Origin of the sequence: Burkholderia sp. AU32262, from assembly GCF_020419985.1 — a bacterium.
GTDB classification, from domain to species: Bacteria; Pseudomonadota; Gammaproteobacteria; order Burkholderiales; family Burkholderiaceae; genus Burkholderia; species Burkholderia semiarida.
Genome location: NZ_JAIZRS010000055.1, coordinates 1 through 15,264, shown reverse-complemented (window position 1 = coordinate 15,264; position 15,264 = coordinate 1). Strand labels below are relative to the sequence as shown.

The window sequence follows — 15,264 nt, the reverse complement described above, 5'->3', positions numbered from 1 at the left end:
CGAATCGATCAATTCGTTTCCCACTACAACGAAAACTGCAAACCGTTCGTCTGGACCGCGTCAGCCGATTCCATCCTCGAAAAGCTGCATCGACTTTGCTCGCGAATCAGCGGAACAGGACACTAGCCGGCCGCGCCCAAAGTAAAAGGCCTTCATCGCCAGATGAAGGCCTTTTTTCATGCGCACGCGGGCGCCTTCGGGCGGCGGGCTCTTCGGCGGTATCGGTTACGCCTCGAGCAACGCAAATGCGACTTTGCCGTGGTCTGCACGGACTGCGCGTTCTGCCCTATCTGGCTCACAATATATGCGGCCACCTGATTTCGCTCAGAACTTCCTTCACGAAATGGGATTTCAATATAGGCTCGCCAGCGCACGCATTCAAGGTTCCGGCGATTGAAACTTGCGATTGCAGGCGGCGCTTCAATGACAAAACAAATTTGCGTCGTCGTGCCCGCCGTGTTCAGGTGGCCGAAACATCGGCCGCCGCTTCCTTCTTCGCACGTTCTGGGCAACCCGGATCCTTGTACGCGCCATGGTCGAGCTTCTCGACGAGGTAATCGACGAATGCACGTACCGCGGGCGGCATCCCCTGCCGCGACACGAACACCGCATACAACTGCGGCACCGGCAGCGTCCAGCCTGGCATCACCGGCGACAGTTGCCCCGCGCGCAGCGCGTTGCCGTACATCATCTCCGGCAGCGCCGCGATGCCGAGGCCGTCGAGCACGGCCTCGCGGATCGTCATCAGGTCGGCCGTCACGAGGCGAGGATCGTGCTCGTGCACGTGGCGCGTCCCGTCCGGCGCGATCAGGTTGAAGACGTGCCGGCCGTCGACGCTCGGCGTATCGAGCGTCTCGAAGCCGGTCAGGTCGTCCGGCACCAGCGGCGGTGCATTCTGGCTCAGCAGGCTCGGCGCGCCGACCAGCATCTGCTCGGTGCGCCACAGCGGCCGCACGACGATGTTCGCGTTCTGCGGCGGCTCCGAGCGCACGCGCAACGCGACGTCGATCGAATCCTCGAACAGGTCGATCACGCGGTTCGTCACGCGGACGTGCACCTTCACCTCGGGATAGCGGCGCAGGAATTCGGGCAGGATGCGCGACAGCATCGTCTGCGACAGCGTCACCGGCACGCTGACACGTACCGAGCCGCGCGGCGACGCGCGCAACTGCTGCACGGCGTTCATCGCGGCTTGCGCTTCCGCGAGCATCGCCTGGCAATGCTGGTAAAACAGCTCCCCTGCCTCGGTCAGCGCGAGCTTGCGCGTCGAGCGCTGCAGCAGGCGCACGCCAAGCGCCGCCTCGAGCTCGGTCAGGCGCCGCGACAGACGCGATTTCGAGATGCCCAGCACGCGCTCGGCGGCCGAGAAACCGCCATGTTCGACGACCTGCGAGAAGTACATCAGGTCGTTCAGGTTATGTGCATCGATATTCATCTCATCGTTCCAATTTCAGAACAATCCATTGCGATCCGCCGCAAATCGACCGGTAAAACGCCCAATATAATAGCGCTATGTTTCGAAAATAACGCTATTCCGATGATTTCGAGGGCTTCCCATGACCACCGCTCGCTCGCTTGATCGCACCTACCCCGCGCTTCGCACCACCGAAGGCGGCGGTTTCGTGGTTCACCGCCCGTTCCCGACGCGGCTGCTGATGGATTTCGATCCGTTCCTGCTGCTCGATGAAATGGGCCCTGTCGATTACGCGCCCGGCGAAGCCGTGGGCGCGCCCGACCATCCGCATCGCGGCTTCGAGACCGTGACCTACGCGCTCGACGGACGCTTCCGCCATCGCGACTCGTCCGGCCATGCCGGCACGCTCGGCCCGGGCGACGTGCAATGGATGACGGCCGGGGCCGGCGTCGTCCACAGCGAAATGCCGGACCCGGCGTTCGCGCAGGCCGGCGGCCGCTCCCACGGCTTCCAGCTGTGGGTCAACCTGCCGCGCCGCGACAAGATGATCGCGCCGCGCTACCAGGAGATTCCGGCCGCTCGCATTCCGGCGGCGACGTCGCCGGACGGTCGCGCGCGCGTGCGCGTCATCGCCGGCGAAGCGTTTGGCGTACAGGCCGCGATCGAGACGCGCACGCCGATCCTCTATCAGCATTTCACGCTGGAGCCCGGCGCAACGGTCACGCAGCCGGTGCCGGCCGGTTATCGCGTGTTTGCCTATCCGATCGACGGAACGGGCCTCTACGGGCCCGACAGGCAGGCTGTCGACCCGCGACACATGATCGTCTACGGCGACGATGGCGACACCGTCACGTTCGCTGCCGGCGACACGTCGCTCGACCTGCTGCTGATCGGCGGCGTGCCGCTCAACGAGCCGATCGTCCGTTACGGCCCGTTCGTGATGAATACCGAGGAAGAGATCCGGCAGGCCGTTGTCGACTATCAGACCGGTCGCATGGGTCGCATCGAGGCGTAGTTTCGATCGGGGGTCGCAGGTGCCGCGAAGCCGGCGGTTTTGCGTCACAATAACTTCTTGAACCATGTGGCCACCCGCCACCCAGAAGGAACCCGTCCCCTTGAACTTCGAACATCTGATCCAGATCAACTCCGACGATCCGGCCGTGCCGACTCTCACTCGCGACCAGCTCTGGGAAGGCCTCGTGCTGCGTGCGGAACAGCCGCAATTGTTCGTGATCGGCCTCGACAGTTGCGTCATCCACGAACGGACGGACACGACGCTCGAACGCGAACTGCACTACGGCCACGCGACGGTGCGCGACCACGTGACGTTCACGCCGAACCAGCAGGTCCGCTACGACATCCGAGCAGCCGATGGCGAGATCGGCGGCTCGCTGACGATGACGATCGAGGAGCGCGACGACCACGAACTGTTCCTGCGTTTCGAGTACCGGACGACGCTGACGGTCACCGACGACAGCGAAGAAGCGCGACAGACGCATGGGATCGTCAAGGAGGCATACCGCACGTCGGATATCGACACGGTGCGCCTGATCCGCGAATACGCGCAGGGTCGCAAGGACCCCGATCCGCTGCACTGAGCCCGGCGGCGGCCTGCGGGCCGCCCCTTTTGATTCAAACTATCAGACTAGAACCATCGATCGATAAAGAGTTTTTGTAAATGGGGATAGTTATCATTTAGAATTCATTCCATCGTATCGACAGTCACCGATCAAACCGAATGACCGACACCATGCGCCCGACCACGCTGACCCTGCGCCGGACCACCGGCACCGCAGCCAGCAGCCGTCAGAAGACGGCAGCGGTCACCACGCCGGCGAAACCCGCCGGCAACCGCGATGCAGGCACGCGGGTCGTCAACAGTGATGCGTTGCTGCAAGGCCAAAGCCACGTCAGCATCGCGCATAACGGAGAGACGTATCAGTTGCGCGCCACGCGGCTCGGCAAACTGATCCTGACGAAGTAACGACCGAGTATTGTGGGGACCACCTCCCTGAGAGGTGTTGGGCAGTAGCCAGCGTAACGGCTTGCACGCGAGATCTAGACCCCTTCGTGCAAACACACTCAAGCAGCCGTTGCAGCAAGCCAAGCCACTTTTTTTGGTTCTCGCACAAGGAAGAAAAAAGCGACACGTCGATGGACGTGTCGCTTTTTTGTTTGGGCAGCCGATGCGCGAAGCACGCTGCCCAAGTGTCGTGGCTGCCGTCAATGCGCGACGGCGAGAGCGGCATACGCGCCGCCTCAGAATCCCCAGAACATCAACCACCATGCGCTATCGACGACAGCCAGCCCGACGGCGAACCACACGAATGCCGCGAGCCGGCGCGGCCACGCCGCATAGCGCCCCGTCACCATCCACGCGAGCCACGCACTCCATACGTTGGCGCCGACCAGAATCGCGATGCGCACATCGGCTGCCCAGCCGAGCGGCACATGCTCGGCGCGCAGCAACGACAGCGTCGTGGCCGACAACCCGAGGAACACGCCCGCACCCGCGATGGGGATCAGCGCCTGCGCGAGGTGATGCAGGCGCACGCGATCGAAGCGGCCGAGCATCAGCGTGGCGCCGGCCAGCAACACCAGTAGTGCCGTGCCGTACACGAGCCCAGTGCCGACGATGTAGCTGACGACCAGCCCGCCATCGAGCCAGGAGAACACGTCGTTGCGATCCGGGTAGTGCGTGAGCAGGAACCACGGCGCATTGGTCTCGAGCGGCCACGTGATGTCGTGGTCGATCAGCCAGCCCGCGAGCCATTGCTTGATCTGCACGAACCACGGGCTGACGGTCCAGTGGAACGCACCGATCGCCACGCCGAGCAGGCCGTACAGGATCAGTGCGGTGTCCCACGGGTTGGCTCGCTCCGCCCCGAGGTTCACGACTTCGTCGGACGGTGAGCGCAGCGACAGCGAAATCGCGTCGCGGTGCCCGCTGCAGCGGCCGCACATATGGCAGTCCGCCGCGCCCTTCATGTTGCGCAACGGGACGAGCGGCGCGCAATTGATCGGAATCACGCGATGGCCGTGCTCGCCGTTCCTGTACGAACGGCGCCACGCGTCCTCGTCGACCTTGTAGCGCATCGGCGCAAGCCGCGCGAGCAGCCCGAACACACCGTTGACCGGGCACAGATACTTGCACCACACGCGCTTCTCGCGGCCGTACAGCACGCCGATGACGATCGCGCCGACGGTCGAGCCGCCGAGCACGAACAGCACCGCGAGCGGGTACTGGTACACGCTCACCATCTGCCCATAGATCGTCGTGATGCCGAACGCGACGAACGGCCAGCCGCCCCACCGGATCCAGCGTGGAATCGGGCCGCCGCGGCCGAACTTGCTCGCGTATTCGGTGAGCGCGCCTTCCGGGCACAGCACACCGCACCAGACGCGGCCGAGCATCACCATCGACAGCAGCACGAACGGCCACCAGATGCCCCAGAACGCGAACTGCGCGATGAGCGTGAGGTTGTTCCACAGATGCGCGGAATCGTCCGGCAGCGGCAACACCGCCGGCACGATGATCAGGAACGCGTAGACGGCGACGACGATCCACTGAATACCGCGGATCAGCGCACCGTGGCGCTGCATCCACTGGCCGGCCTGCGCGAGCCAGCCCGGCTTGACGGCGGCGACAACGCTCATGCCGCGCGACCCGCTACGACGGCCGGACGGCGGCTCGCACGCTTCATCAGCAACCAGACGACCGCCCAGTACACCGCATACGCCACCAGGTTGGTCAGCGCCGGGTGCGCGCGATAGCCGGTCAGCGTCGCGACGAGCGAACCGAACGTGCCCGAATCATCGAGGATCGCGGACGTATCCCACACCTGCGAGATGCCGAGCGGCAGGATTTCCTTGTCGATCAGCTTGTCGACGCCGGTCTGGAACAGGCCCGCGCCGAGGAACAGCAGCATCACTTCGGTGACGCGGAAAAAATGCCGCCACGAGAAGTACTTGCCGCCGAGCTGCAGCAGATAGAACGTGAGGAACGCGAGGCCCAGGCCGATCACGACCGCGAGCATCTGGCTGCCGTCGACGTGGCCGGACTGGCCGAAACCGAGGCCGTACAGGAAGATCACCGTCTCGCTGCCTTCGCGCGCGATCGCGAGCGCGACCAGCACGGCGACGCCCCACCAGTTCGAATCACGCGTGCTTTGCTGCAGCGATTGCTCCATGTCGCGCTTCAGCGTGCGGCCGTGCCGGCGCATCCACAGCACCATCTGCACGATCAGCACGCACGCGATCAGCACCATCGCCGTCTGGAAATAGTCCTGCGCGTCGCCGGACAACACTTCGGTGAACCCGACCAGCGCGGCGCCGAGGCCGACTGCCATCAGCAGGCCGACAGCGACGCCCGTCCAGAGGAAAGGCAAACCGCGGCGCGCGTCGTCGTCGCCGTTTTTCAGCCATGCATAGAGAATGCCGACGACGAGCAGCGCTTCGACGCTCTCCCGCCAGACGATGAACAAGATCTGACCCATCGATACCTCCTGACGCGCGGGGCACGGCCTGGCCCGCCCGCGCGCAGATAAAACACGTTACTTCGCGACGATCACGCCCTGTGCCTGCTGGTGGAAATCGTCGAAAAACTTGTATTCGCCCGGCGACAGCGGGGCGACGACCACGAACGAATCGGCGCCCGGCGCGAGCACCTTCTCCTTGCGCAACTGCACGCTCTCGAATTCGGCGGCGCCCTTGCCGGTGTTCCTGATCTCGATCTTGAAACGCTGGCCGGCCGGCACTTCGATGCGGGCGGGATTCAGCTTGCCATCCGTCATCTCGAGCTTGAACGTCGGCAGATCGGCCGCATGCGCCGCGCCGGCAAGCCACAGCGCAGCGGCTGCGGCGACGATTTTCTGGGGAATTTTCATTCTGGGTTCTCTACGCCGACGGCGCGCCGAAGCGCGCCGTTCGTGATGCCACCGATCAGTAACCGCCCTTCTTGCCGATACCGGCGAACGGGAAGTCGTACTCGAGCGTGATGGGCTTGAACCACGGGCCCACGCCCGTTTCCTTGTCGACGTGACGACCGAACGCCATGTGACCCGACTGCATCGGCGGCTTGACGACCAGCGTCAGGTGGTACTTGCCCGGGCCGGCGAGCTTCACGTTGTCGCCGTAGTGCGGGCCGTCGCTCGCGACCATGCCCATCAGGTCGCCCTCGGCCTTCCACTTGGTGTCGCCCTGCTTCGTCAGCTTGTACGTGACCTGCAGGTACGGCATCCAGTCGCCTTCCGCGAAACCCGTCGGGTTGTTCTTGACCGCATGGATGTCGGCCTCGAGGTGGATGTCGGAATCCGACGCCTTGCGCATCATGCCTTCCGGGTCCATCGTGATCGGCTGCAGATACACCGCGCCGATTTCCATGCCGCCCTGGATCTGCTGCTTGCCGATCGGATACTCGGCAGCCGAGGCCGACATCGCGGCAAACGCCGCCGCTACCGCAACCGTCGTGCGGATGAACGAAGAACCCAACATGGACACTCCTTGTTATTTGTCTGACTATCTTGACGACATGCGAGCCGCCGCTGCCGTCCGCCGGAAACACTAACGCGACGAAGAACGTTAATGCGAACTATTCTCAATACATGCGGAGTTTAGCACCGAACCCGTTCCGGAACAAACGGGGAGCGCCGTAAACCCCTGATCCGACAAGGCTTACAGGCGCTTTACCGAAGGATTCCGTGACGCTTGGAAAGATTTACCGGCCACCGCTGATGTGGTCGCCGACGTTCGCGCCGAACACGCGTTCACGCAGCACGGCAAGCTGGTCGCGGGTCGCGGCGGCTTTCTCGAATTCGAGATTCTTCGCGTAGTCGGCCATCTGCTTCTCGAGGCGCTTGATTTCCTTCGCGAGCTGCTTTTCCGACATGTCCTCGAATTTCGCGCGCTGCTGCGCCTCCTTCAGCTCCGCGCGCGCGTCGTCGGCGTTGTAGACGCCGTCGATGATGTCCTTGATGCGCTTCACGACGCCGCGCGGCGTAATGCCCATCTTTTCGTTGTAGGCGATCTGCTTCGCGCGGCGCCGCTCGGTTTCGCCGATCGCGCGCTTCATCGACTCGGTCATGTTGTCCGCGTAGAGGATCGCCTTGCCGTTCACGTTCCGCGCGGCACGACCGATCGTCTGGATCAGCGAGCGCTCGGCGCGCAGGAAGCCCTCCTTGTCCGCATCGAGAATCGCGACGAGCGACACTTCGGGAATGTCGAGGCCCTCGCGCAGCAGGTTGATCCCGACCAGCACGTCGAACGTGCCGAGCCGCAGGTCGCGGATGATCTCGACGCGCTCGACCGTGTCGATGTCGCTGTGCAGGTAGCGCACCTTGACGCCGTGGTCGGCCAGGAACTCGGTCAGCTGTTCGGCCATGCGCTTCGTCAGCACGGTGATCAGCACGCGCTCGCCGGCCTTCACGCGCGCGTTGATTTCGGTCAGCACGTCGTCGACCTGCGAGCTCGCCGGCCGGACTTCGATTTCCGGATCGACGAGGCCCGTCGGCCGCACGACCTGCTCGGCGATCTGACCCGTCACGCGCTTCTCGTAGTCGGCCGGCGTGGCCGACACGAACACGACCTGGCGCATCTTGCGCTCGAACTCGTGGAACTTCAGCGGCCGGTTGTCGAGCGCCGACGGCAGGCGGAACCCGTAATTGACGAGGTTTTCCTTGCGCGCGCGGTCGCCGTTGTACATGCCGTTCAACTGGCCGATCAGCACGTGCGATTCGTCGAGCAGCATCAGCGCATCGGGCGGCAGGTAGTCGACGAGCGTCGGCGGCGGATCGCCGGGCGCCGCCCCCGAGAAATGCCGCGAATAGTTCTCGATGCCCTTGCAGAAGCCGAGCTCCTGCAGCATCTCGAGGTCGAAGCGCGTGCGCTGCTCGAGGCGCTGCGCCTCGACGAGCTTGCCTTCGCGATGGAAGAACTCGAGCCGTTCGCGCAGTTCGTCCTTGATCGTCTCGACCGCGCGCATCACGGTGTCGCGCGGCGTCACGTAGTGCGACGACGGATACACGGTGAAACGCGGGATCTTCTGCCGCACGCGCCCGGTCAGCGGGTCGAACAGGTGCAGCGTCTCGACCTCGTCGTCGAACAGCTCGACGCGTACGGCCATTTCCGCATGCTCGGCCGGGAAGATGTCGATCGTGTCGCCGCGCACGCGGAACGTGCCGCGCTGGAAATCCTGCTCGTTGCGCGTGTATTGCATCGCGATCAGCCGCGCGATCACGTCGCGCTGGCCGAGCTTGTCGCCGGTGCGCAGCGTCAGGATCATCTGGTGGTATTCGGACGGGTTGCCGATACCGTAGATCGCCGACACCGTCGCGACGATCACCACGTCGCGGCGCTCCATCAGGCTCTTCGTCGCCGACAGCCGCATCTGCTCGATGTGCTCGTTGATCGACGAATCCTTCTCGATGAACAGGTCGCGCTGCGGCACGTAGGCCTCGGGCTGGTAGTAGTCGTAGTACGAGACGAAGTACTCGACCGCGTTGCGCGGGAAGAACTCACGGAACTCCGCGTAAAGCTGGGCGGCGAGCGTCTTGTTCGGCGCGAACACGATCGCCGGGCGGCCGAGCCGCGCGATCGTGTTGGCCATCGTGAAGGTCTTGCCCGAGCCGGTTACGCCGAGCAGCGTCTGGAAGGCAAGGCCGTCGCCGACCCCTTCGACGAGCGTGTCGATCGCGCTCGGCTGGTCGCCCGCGGGCGGATACGGCTGGTAAAGCTGGAACGGCGACCCTTCGAAAGTGACGAATTTGGATTCGTCGAGCGCGTCGCCGACTTCGGCATGATGTTCGGACATGGAATGCGGCCGGAGCAAGGGCAAAGAAAGCATTCTAGCGCTTCGCGGCCGAGCGAACTGCTGTCGGCTCCTGACGCGCGACGGCCGCCCGAAATCGCGTTTCGCCGCGCCAATCGCGACGGAATCACCGCCCCCGCCAGCGCGAATTCGCTACAATGTCAGGCTGCTGCGCTTTCCGGCGTCGCGCCGTTGGCGCGGTCCGCTGCACCCGTCCCGCCGGCTGAAAGCCTGACCCTCTTTTCACTACTGCCGAATCATCATGTCGCTCTTCTCCGCTGTCCAGCTTGCTCCCCGCGACCCGATCCTGGGCCTGAACGAAGCCTTCAACGCCGATGCGCGTCCGACCAAGGTCAACCTCGGCGTTGGCGTGTACACGAACGAGGAAGGCAAGATTCCGCTGCTGCGCGCGGTTCGCGACGCGGAGAAGGCGCGTGTCGAAGCCGGCCTGCCGCGCGGTTACCTGCCGATCGACGGGATCGCCGCCTACGATGCGGCCGTGCAGAAGCTGCTGCTGGGCAACGATTCGCCGCTGATCGCGGCGGGCCGCGTCGTCACGGCGCAGGCCCTGGGCGGCACGGGCGCGCTGAAGATCGGCGCCGATTTCCTGCGCACCGTGAATCCGAACGTGAAGGTCGCGATCAGCGATCCGAGCTGGGAAAACCACCGCGCGCTGTTCGAGGCCGCCGGCTTCGAAGTCGTCGCGTACCCGTATTACGACGCGGCCACCAACGGCGTGAACTTCGAAGGCATGCTGTCGGCGCTGAACAGCTACGCGGCCGGCACGGTCGTCGTGCTGCACGCGTGCTGCCACAACCCGACCGGCGTGGACCTCACCGAAGCGCAATGGCAACAGGTCGTCGACGTCGTGAAGGCGCGTGACCTCGTGCCGTTCCTCGACATGGCCTACCAGGGCTTCGGCGAAAACATCGAAGCCGATGCCGCTGCCGTGCGCCTGTTTGCCGCGGCCGACCTGAACGCGTTCGTGTCGTCGTCGTTCTCGAAGTCGTTCTCGCTGTACGGCGAGCGCGTTGGCGCGCTGTCGATCATCACGTCGAGCAAGGAAGAAGCCACGCGCGTGCTGTCGCAACTGAAGCGCGTGATCCGCACGAACTACTCGAACCCGCCGACCCATGGCGGCGCGGTGGTCGCAGCGGTGCTCGCGTCGCCGGAACTGCACGCTTCGTGGGTCCAGGAACTCGGCGAAATGCGCGACCGCATCCGTGCGATGCGCAACGGTCTCGTCGAACGCCTGAAGGCAAGCGGCGTCGATCGCGATTTCAGCTTCATCAACGCGCAGCGCGGGATGTTCTCGTATTCGGGCCTGACCTCGGCACAAGTCGATCGCCTGCGCGACGAGTTCGGCATCTATGCGGTCGGCACGGGCCGGATCTGCGTCGCCGCGCTGAACACGCGCAACCTCGACGTGGTCGCCCAAGCGGTCGCAGCGGTCCTGAAGTAAAGCGGCGCCGGGCGGCGGCCGTCGCCGGCCCCGCCCTGCCGACATGAAAAACGCGCTCCACGGAGCGCGTTTTTTTGTGCCATCCACCGCGGCGGGCGGCGACACCGCCCGCATCCGCGTTACTGCATGAACCAGCCGTGACTGACGACCACCGACTGGCCCGTGAGCGCGGCGCTCGGGAACGCCGACAGGAACAGCACCGTCTGCGCGACGTCCTGCACCGTCGTGAACACGCCGTCGACCGTGTTGCCGAGCATCACCTTCTTGATCACGTCCTCTTCGCTGATGCCGAGCTCCTTCGCCTGCTCCGGAATCTGCTTGTCGACCAGCGGCGTGCGCACGAAGCCCGGACACACGACGTGCGAGCGCACGTTGTGCTTCGCGCCTTCCTTCGCCAGCACGCGGGCCAGGCCGAGCAGGCCATGCTTGGCCGTCACGTACGCCGACTTCAGCGGCGACGCTTCGTGCGAGTGCACCGAGCCCATGTAGATCACGACGCCGCCGCGATCGTCCTTGTACATGTGCTTGAGCGCGGCCTTGGTCGTCAGGAATGCGCCGTCCACGTGGATCGCCTGCATCTTCTTCCAGTCGGCGAACGAGTAGTTCTCGATCGGGTTGACGATCTGGATGCCCGCGTTCGACACGAGGATGTCGACCGAGCCGAACGTTGCGGCGACCTTGTCGATGCCGGCGTTCACGGCTTCCTCGTTGGTCACGTCCATCGCGACGCCGATCGCCTTGCCGCCTGCCTTGACGATCTCGTCGGCGACCGCGTTCGCGCCGTCCTGGTTCAGGTCGGCGATCGCGACAGCCGCGCCCCCCTTGGCGAGCTCGAGCGCGATTTCCTTGCCGATGCCGCTCGCGGCGCCCGTGACGACTGCGGTCTTGCCATTCAGATCTGCTGCCATGTCCGTCTCCTCCCGTTGTCGGATCGATGAAACACGCGCCCGCCGCATCCGCGCGCATCGCGAAAATCGCATCGGCGTGCCAGCCGCCATTGTGCCCGATCGGACCCGCCGTTCGCGCGCAAAACGTCTAAGCTTAAGGTCGGTTCCGTTCAGCAGGAGAATCTCATGCACTATCGACGGCTAGGCCGCTCCGGCCTGCAGATCAGCGAGCTTTCCCTCGGCTCGTGGGTGACGTACGGCAACCAGGTCGACCAGCGGGTCGCGCGCGAATGCCTGGCCGCGGCACGCGACGCGGGCGTCAATTTCTTCGACAACGCCGAGGTCTACGCCGGCGGCAAATCCGAGGAAATCATGGGCCACGCGCTCAAGTCGCTCGACTGGCCGCGCGTCAGCTATATCGTGTCCACGAAGTTCTTCTGGGGGCTCGCGGAAGCCCCGAACCAGTATCACACGCTGAACCGGAAATACCTGCTGAACGCGATCGACGGCTCGCTGCGCCGGCTACAGCTCGACTATGTCGACCTCGTCTATTGCCATCGCCCCGATCCGCATACGCCGATCGAGGAAACCGTCTGGGCAATGAGCGACATGATCGTGCGCGGCAAGGCGCTGTACTGGGGCACGTCGGAATGGAGCGCCGACGAGATCCGCGCGGCATGTGAGATCGCCGAGCGGCATCATCTGCACAGGCCGGTCGTCGAACAACCGCAGTACAACCTGTTCCACCGCACCCGGGTCGAACAGGAATATGCGCGGCTCTACGACGATTACGGCCTCGGCCTCACGACCTGGAGCCCGCTCGCGTCGGGCCTGCTCACCGGCAAGTACCGCAACGGCGTGCCGGCCGGCAGCCGCGCGCAGTTGCAAGGCTACGACTGGATGCGCGAACGCCTGACCGATCGGGCCGCCAACGACATCGTCGAACGGCTCGGCGAGATCGCCGCCGAGCTCGGCTGCAGCACCGGCCAGTTGGCCATTGCGTGGGTGCTCGCGAATCCGCGCGTGAGTTCGGTCATCACGGGCGCCTCGCGGGTCGACCAGATCGGCGACAACATGCGCGCGCTCGACGTTGCCGCGAAGCTGACGCCGGATGTGAAGCAGCGCATCGAGGCGGTAGTCGGCGACGCATACGAGTAAGGCGACTCGCGACCACTCGCGTACAATACGCGGCCGCATCGGTGCCCGGCCTGACGGCCGCGCACGTTCGACCGTTTTAATCGATTCACCTTTCGTTTCAGGCAGCCAGCCATGCTCAGTTATCGTCACGGTTTTCACGCAGGCAACCACGCGGACGTGCTCAAGCACACCGTCGTCGTCCAGCTGCTGCGCTACCTGAACAAGAAAGACAAATCGTACTGGTACATCGATACGCACGCGGGCGCCGGCGTGTACTCGCTGCGCGACGGCTATGCAGCGAAGACGTCGGAATTCGATACCGGCATCGGCCGGCTGTGGAACGAAAAGAGCCTTCCGGAAGCGCTGGGCGACTATATCGATGAAGTCCGCGCGCTGAACGACGACGGCGAACTGCACTTCTACCCGGGCTCCCCGTACATCGCCTGGCGGTCGATGCGCGAGCAGGACCGGATGCGTCTGTTCGAAATGCATACGACGGAAATCGATGTGCTGCGCCACAATTTTCGCGATGCGGGGCGACGCGCGATGATCTTCGCCGGCGACGGCTTCGAAGGTATCAAGGCGCTGCTGCCGCCGCCGCCGCGACGCGCACTCGTGCTGATCGACCCGTCCTACGAGGACAAGAAGGATTACGCGCGCACGGTGAGCTGCGTGACGGAATGCCTGAAGCGTTTCGCGACCGGCTGTTATGCCATCTGGTATCCGCAGGTCACGCGGACGGAATCGCAACGCTTTCCCGAGCAGTTGAAGCGCCTGCAGCCGAACAACTGGCTCCACCTGACGCTGACGGTGTCGAATCCGCCGACCGATGGACTGGGCCTCTACGGAAGCGGGATGTTCATCCTGAATCCGCCATATACGCTCGCCCAGAGCATGAACGAGGTCCTGCCCTACCTGGTCGAGAAGCTGGGACAGGATAGCGGCGCCCGCTGCCAGATCGAGCACCGCGGCAACTGATCGGGCGACCGGCGGTTACGGTTGCGGTCTGGGCGCCAGTCTCGGCTGGTTGGCCGGCTGCCCGTTCCATGCGGGAACATTGATGTACGGCGCGACGAACAGCGGAACCGACGTATTCGGTCCCTGCCCGGCTGGAGCCCGCATGCCTGCCGGCTCGACGATCGGCTCCGAAGACAACGGTGCCGTCTGCAACACCAACCCGCCCTTGCCGTCCTGGATACCGCGCTGGGTATCGAGCACGAGCGGCCTGGACGACGTCGCGGCACCTACAGCGAAGCCATGGACGAGCATTGCCGCGCCCAGAACGAGACGCGCGCAGGTACTGCGGCGCACATCGACACGCAAACGCATGATCGTGTCCTTCCCGATGAAAAGTAGGCCCATACCATAGCGCTGCACCGGCGATTTCGCCAGATCCGGCGCACAAAAAAACAAAGCCCCGTCAATACGGGGCTTGCTTATCGTTCGGTGCCGCTCGGCACCCGACGGTCACTCCGATTACAGCGAGTAGCCGTTGGTTTCGAGCGAGCGGATGCGACGCTCGAGCTGAACGATGTCCGACGACGTGGCGAGGTATGCCTCACGGCGCTCACGTTCTGCGGACTCGAACCAGTTGCTCAGCTTTTCGACGATGTAGGCGATCATGACGTTCTCCAAGGAAGAGGGACCCCTGGTGAATCGATATTCAGGGATTTCCCGTATAGGGTTATCCCGAATTATAGCGACGCCGCACCAAGATGCTAGTGAAATACTTGCATGGGCACCATTCCGATTTGGAATGGAGCCGCACCGACCACCTATAACTCATTGATTTTTATAGGAATGCAGTCGGGGCCCGTTTTGCGGCTCGAGGAAGCGCACTAATTTGGTTCATCGACGGGGTCGGCGAGGCGCGCCAAAATCGGGCATTCAGGCCGCCCGTCACCATGGCAGTGCGCGGCCAGATCGGCCAGCGTGTCGCGCATGTCGCTGAGTTCGGCGATGCGTTTGTCGAGTTCGGCCACGTGCTCGAGAGCAATCGATTTCACTTCGGCGCTGGCGCGCGAGCGATCCTGCCAAAGCATCAGCAGCTTGCGAATGTCCTCGACCAGAAAGCCGAGTCGCCGCGCCTGACGGATGAATCGCAGGATATGGATTTCGTCCGCGCCGTAGATCCGGTAGCCGGCATCGGTCCGCTTGCTCGGCGCAAGAAGGCCGACCTGTTCGTAGTACCGGATCATTTTCGCGCTGACTCCGGATTCGCGCGACGCTTCGCCGATATTCATTCCCTGCCCTCTTCATCAAGCCCTGGTTGCGAACACGAACGGCGACGGAGGCCATCGCCGACGACACGTCGATCGTATCAAATCGAGAGGTTTCGTTCCGAGGGACAGCTTGGTCGCAGGAGCGCGGATGGAATGGGTGCGGCCCGACGCATGCCTTTCGGGATGCCGCAATGCAAAAACCCCCGCCTTGTCGGGCGGGGGTTCTTGGCTTAGGGAGCCTGACGATTACCTACTTTCACACGGGAATCCGCACTATCATCGGCGTAGAGTCGTTTCACGGTCCTGTTCGGGATGGGAAGGGGTGGGACCGACTCGCT

General features: G+C 64.2%; 16 protein-coding genes, 1 rRNA gene and 1 pseudogene. 7 read left to right on the top strand and 11 right to left on the bottom strand.

Features of this window, described 5'->3' with window-relative positions; all coding sequences use genetic code 11:
* Window positions 1-126 (top strand): annotated as a pseudogene (locus LGN10_RS33020) (IS630 family transposase); the annotation flags it as partial.
* 334 nt (window positions 127-460) lie between these two features.
* On the opposite strand, the gene LGN10_RS33015 reads toward LGN10_RS33020, so the two are convergent.
* Complete coding sequence (locus LGN10_RS33015; protein ID WP_059583548.1) at window positions 461-1,435, bottom strand: LysR family transcriptional regulator; 975 nt, start codon at window positions 1,433-1,435, stop codon at window positions 461-463.
* Window positions 1,436-1,556: 121 nt separating this feature from the next.
* Here LGN10_RS33015 and LGN10_RS33010 point away from each other — a divergent pair, with 121 nt between their 5' ends.
* From LGN10_RS33010 to hemP, 3 genes are all read left to right on the top strand, one after another.
* On the top strand, window positions 1,557-2,429 hold the full coding sequence (locus LGN10_RS33010) for a pirin family protein (RefSeq protein WP_059583547.1): 873 nt from the start codon (window positions 1,557-1,559) through the stop codon (window positions 2,427-2,429).
* Window positions 2,430-2,529: 100 nt separating this feature from the next.
* The gene (locus LGN10_RS33005) at window positions 2,530-3,012 is read left to right on the top strand and encodes an SRPBCC family protein (RefSeq protein WP_059583545.1); all 483 of its coding nucleotides are present in this window, start codon (window positions 2,530-2,532) and stop codon (window positions 3,010-3,012) included.
* Window positions 3,013-3,152: 140 nt separating this feature from the next.
* A complete protein-coding gene (gene hemP, locus LGN10_RS33000) occupies window positions 3,153-3,398 on the top strand; it encodes a hemin uptake protein HemP (RefSeq protein ID WP_034207822.1) in 246 nt (81 codons plus the stop codon).
* A gap of 275 nt (window positions 3,399-3,673) precedes the next feature.
* On the opposite strand, the gene LGN10_RS32995 is transcribed toward hemP, so the two are convergent.
* From LGN10_RS32995 to uvrB, 5 genes are all read right to left on the bottom strand, one after another.
* Window positions 3,674-5,071: a 4Fe-4S binding protein gene (locus LGN10_RS32995; protein WP_226226252.1), complete on the bottom strand. Its 1,398-nt coding sequence runs from the start codon at window positions 5,069-5,071 to the stop codon at window positions 3,674-3,676.
* A complete protein-coding gene (locus LGN10_RS32990; RefSeq protein ID WP_059583542.1) occupies window positions 5,068-5,910 on the bottom strand; it encodes an FTR1 family iron permease in 843 nt (280 codons plus the stop codon). The genes LGN10_RS32995 and LGN10_RS32990 overlap by 4 nt, the downstream gene beginning before the upstream one ends.
* A 57-nt stretch (window positions 5,911-5,967) precedes the next feature.
* Complete coding sequence (locus LGN10_RS32985) at window positions 5,968-6,300, bottom strand: cupredoxin domain-containing protein (protein WP_006478303.1); 333 nt, start codon at window positions 6,298-6,300, stop codon at window positions 5,968-5,970.
* A 55-nt stretch (window positions 6,301-6,355) separates the two neighbouring features.
* Entirely contained in the window at window positions 6,356-6,907 is a 552-nt protein-coding gene (locus tag LGN10_RS32980) for an iron transporter (protein WP_059583539.1), read from the bottom strand.
* 223 nt (window positions 6,908-7,130) lie between these two features.
* On the bottom strand, window positions 7,131-9,221 hold the full coding sequence (gene uvrB / locus LGN10_RS32975) for an excinuclease ABC subunit UvrB (RefSeq protein ID WP_059583537.1): 2,091 nt from the start codon (window positions 9,219-9,221) through the stop codon (window positions 7,131-7,133).
* Between the two features lie 259 nt (window positions 9,222-9,480).
* On the opposite strand from uvrB, the gene LGN10_RS32970 reads away from it, so the two are divergent.
* Window positions 9,481-10,680, top strand: coding sequence for an amino acid aminotransferase (locus LGN10_RS32970; RefSeq protein ID WP_226226251.1), 1,200 nt, complete (start codon window positions 9,481-9,483; stop codon window positions 10,678-10,680).
* Window positions 10,681-10,799: 119 nt separating this feature from the next.
* On the opposite strand, the gene LGN10_RS32965 is transcribed toward LGN10_RS32970, so the two are convergent.
* Entirely contained in the window at window positions 10,800-11,588 is a 789-nt protein-coding gene (locus LGN10_RS32965) for a 3-hydroxybutyrate dehydrogenase (RefSeq protein ID WP_226226249.1), read from the bottom strand.
* Between the two features lie 165 nt (window positions 11,589-11,753).
* Between LGN10_RS32965 and LGN10_RS32960 the strand changes: the two genes are divergently transcribed.
* Window positions 11,754-12,725 (top strand): potassium channel beta subunit family protein, encoded by a 972-nt coding sequence (locus tag LGN10_RS32960; protein WP_059583531.1) that lies wholly within the window; start codon window positions 11,754-11,756, stop codon window positions 12,723-12,725.
* Between the two features lie 111 nt (window positions 12,726-12,836).
* A complete protein-coding gene (locus LGN10_RS32955) occupies window positions 12,837-13,682 on the top strand; it encodes a 23S rRNA (adenine(2030)-N(6))-methyltransferase RlmJ (protein WP_059583529.1) in 846 nt (281 codons plus the stop codon).
* A gap of 15 nt (window positions 13,683-13,697) precedes the next feature.
* Here the strand turns inward: LGN10_RS32955 and LGN10_RS32950 are convergent, their stop codons facing one another.
* The 4 genes from LGN10_RS32950 to rrf form a co-directional block, all read right to left on the bottom strand.
* Window positions 13,698-14,066 carry a hypothetical protein gene (locus LGN10_RS32950; RefSeq protein ID WP_124659572.1) on the bottom strand — a complete coding sequence of 123 codons (369 nt, stop codon included), beginning with the start codon at window positions 14,064-14,066 and terminating at the stop codon, window positions 13,698-13,700.
* A gap of 114 nt (window positions 14,067-14,180) precedes the next feature.
* Window positions 14,181-14,327: a DUF3563 family protein gene (locus LGN10_RS32945; RefSeq protein WP_080970925.1), complete on the bottom strand. Its 147-nt coding sequence runs from the start codon at window positions 14,325-14,327 to the stop codon at window positions 14,181-14,183.
* Between the two features lie 215 nt (window positions 14,328-14,542).
* Window positions 14,543-14,947 (bottom strand): Cu(I)-responsive transcriptional regulator, encoded by a 405-nt coding sequence (gene cueR / locus LGN10_RS32940; protein WP_059642267.1) that lies wholly within the window; start codon window positions 14,945-14,947, stop codon window positions 14,543-14,545.
* 216 nt (window positions 14,948-15,163) lie between these two features.
* Window positions 15,164-15,264, bottom strand: a 5S ribosomal RNA gene (gene rrf / locus LGN10_RS32935); the annotation flags it as partial.

Coding starts and splice junctions, on each gene's coding strand:
- uvrB (WP_059583537.1), bottom strand. CDS start 9,221: ATGTCCGAACATCATGCCGAAGTCGGCGACGCGCTCGACGAATCCAAA.
- LGN10_RS32950 (WP_124659572.1), bottom strand. CDS start 14,066: ATGGGCCTACTTTTCATCGGGAAGGACACGATCATGCGTTTGCGTGTC.
- LGN10_RS32995 (WP_226226252.1), bottom strand. CDS start 5,071: ATGAGCGTTGTCGCCGCCGTCAAGCCGGGCTGGCTCGCGCAGGCCGGC.
- LGN10_RS32985 (WP_006478303.1), bottom strand. CDS start 6,300: ATGAAAATTCCCCAGAAAATCGTCGCCGCAGCCGCTGCGCTGTGGCTT.
- LGN10_RS32990 (WP_059583542.1), bottom strand. CDS start 5,910: ATGGGTCAGATCTTGTTCATCGTCTGGCGGGAGAGCGTCGAAGCGCTG.
- LGN10_RS33010 (WP_059583547.1), top strand. CDS start 1,557: ATGACCACCGCTCGCTCGCTTGATCGCACCTACCCCGCGCTTCGCACC.
- LGN10_RS33015 (WP_059583548.1), bottom strand. CDS start 1,435: ATGAATATCGATGCACATAACCTGAACGACCTGATGTACTTCTCGCAG.
- LGN10_RS32945 (WP_080970925.1), bottom strand. CDS start 14,327: ATGATCGCCTACATCGTCGAAAAGCTGAGCAACTGGTTCGAGTCCGCA.
- cueR (WP_059642267.1), bottom strand. CDS start 14,947: ATGAATATCGGCGAAGCGTCGCGCGAATCCGGAGTCAGCGCGAAAATG.
- LGN10_RS32980 (WP_059583539.1), bottom strand. CDS start 6,907: ATGTTGGGTTCTTCGTTCATCCGCACGACGGTTGCGGTAGCGGCGGCG.
- hemP (WP_034207822.1), top strand. CDS start 3,153: ATGACCGACACCATGCGCCCGACCACGCTGACCCTGCGCCGGACCACC.
- LGN10_RS32955 (WP_059583529.1), top strand. CDS start 12,837: ATGCTCAGTTATCGTCACGGTTTTCACGCAGGCAACCACGCGGACGTG.
- LGN10_RS32965 (WP_226226249.1), bottom strand. CDS start 11,588: ATGGCAGCAGATCTGAATGGCAAGACCGCAGTCGTCACGGGCGCCGCG.
- LGN10_RS32970 (WP_226226251.1), top strand. CDS start 9,481: ATGTCGCTCTTCTCCGCTGTCCAGCTTGCTCCCCGCGACCCGATCCTG.
- LGN10_RS32960 (WP_059583531.1), top strand. CDS start 11,754: ATGCACTATCGACGGCTAGGCCGCTCCGGCCTGCAGATCAGCGAGCTT.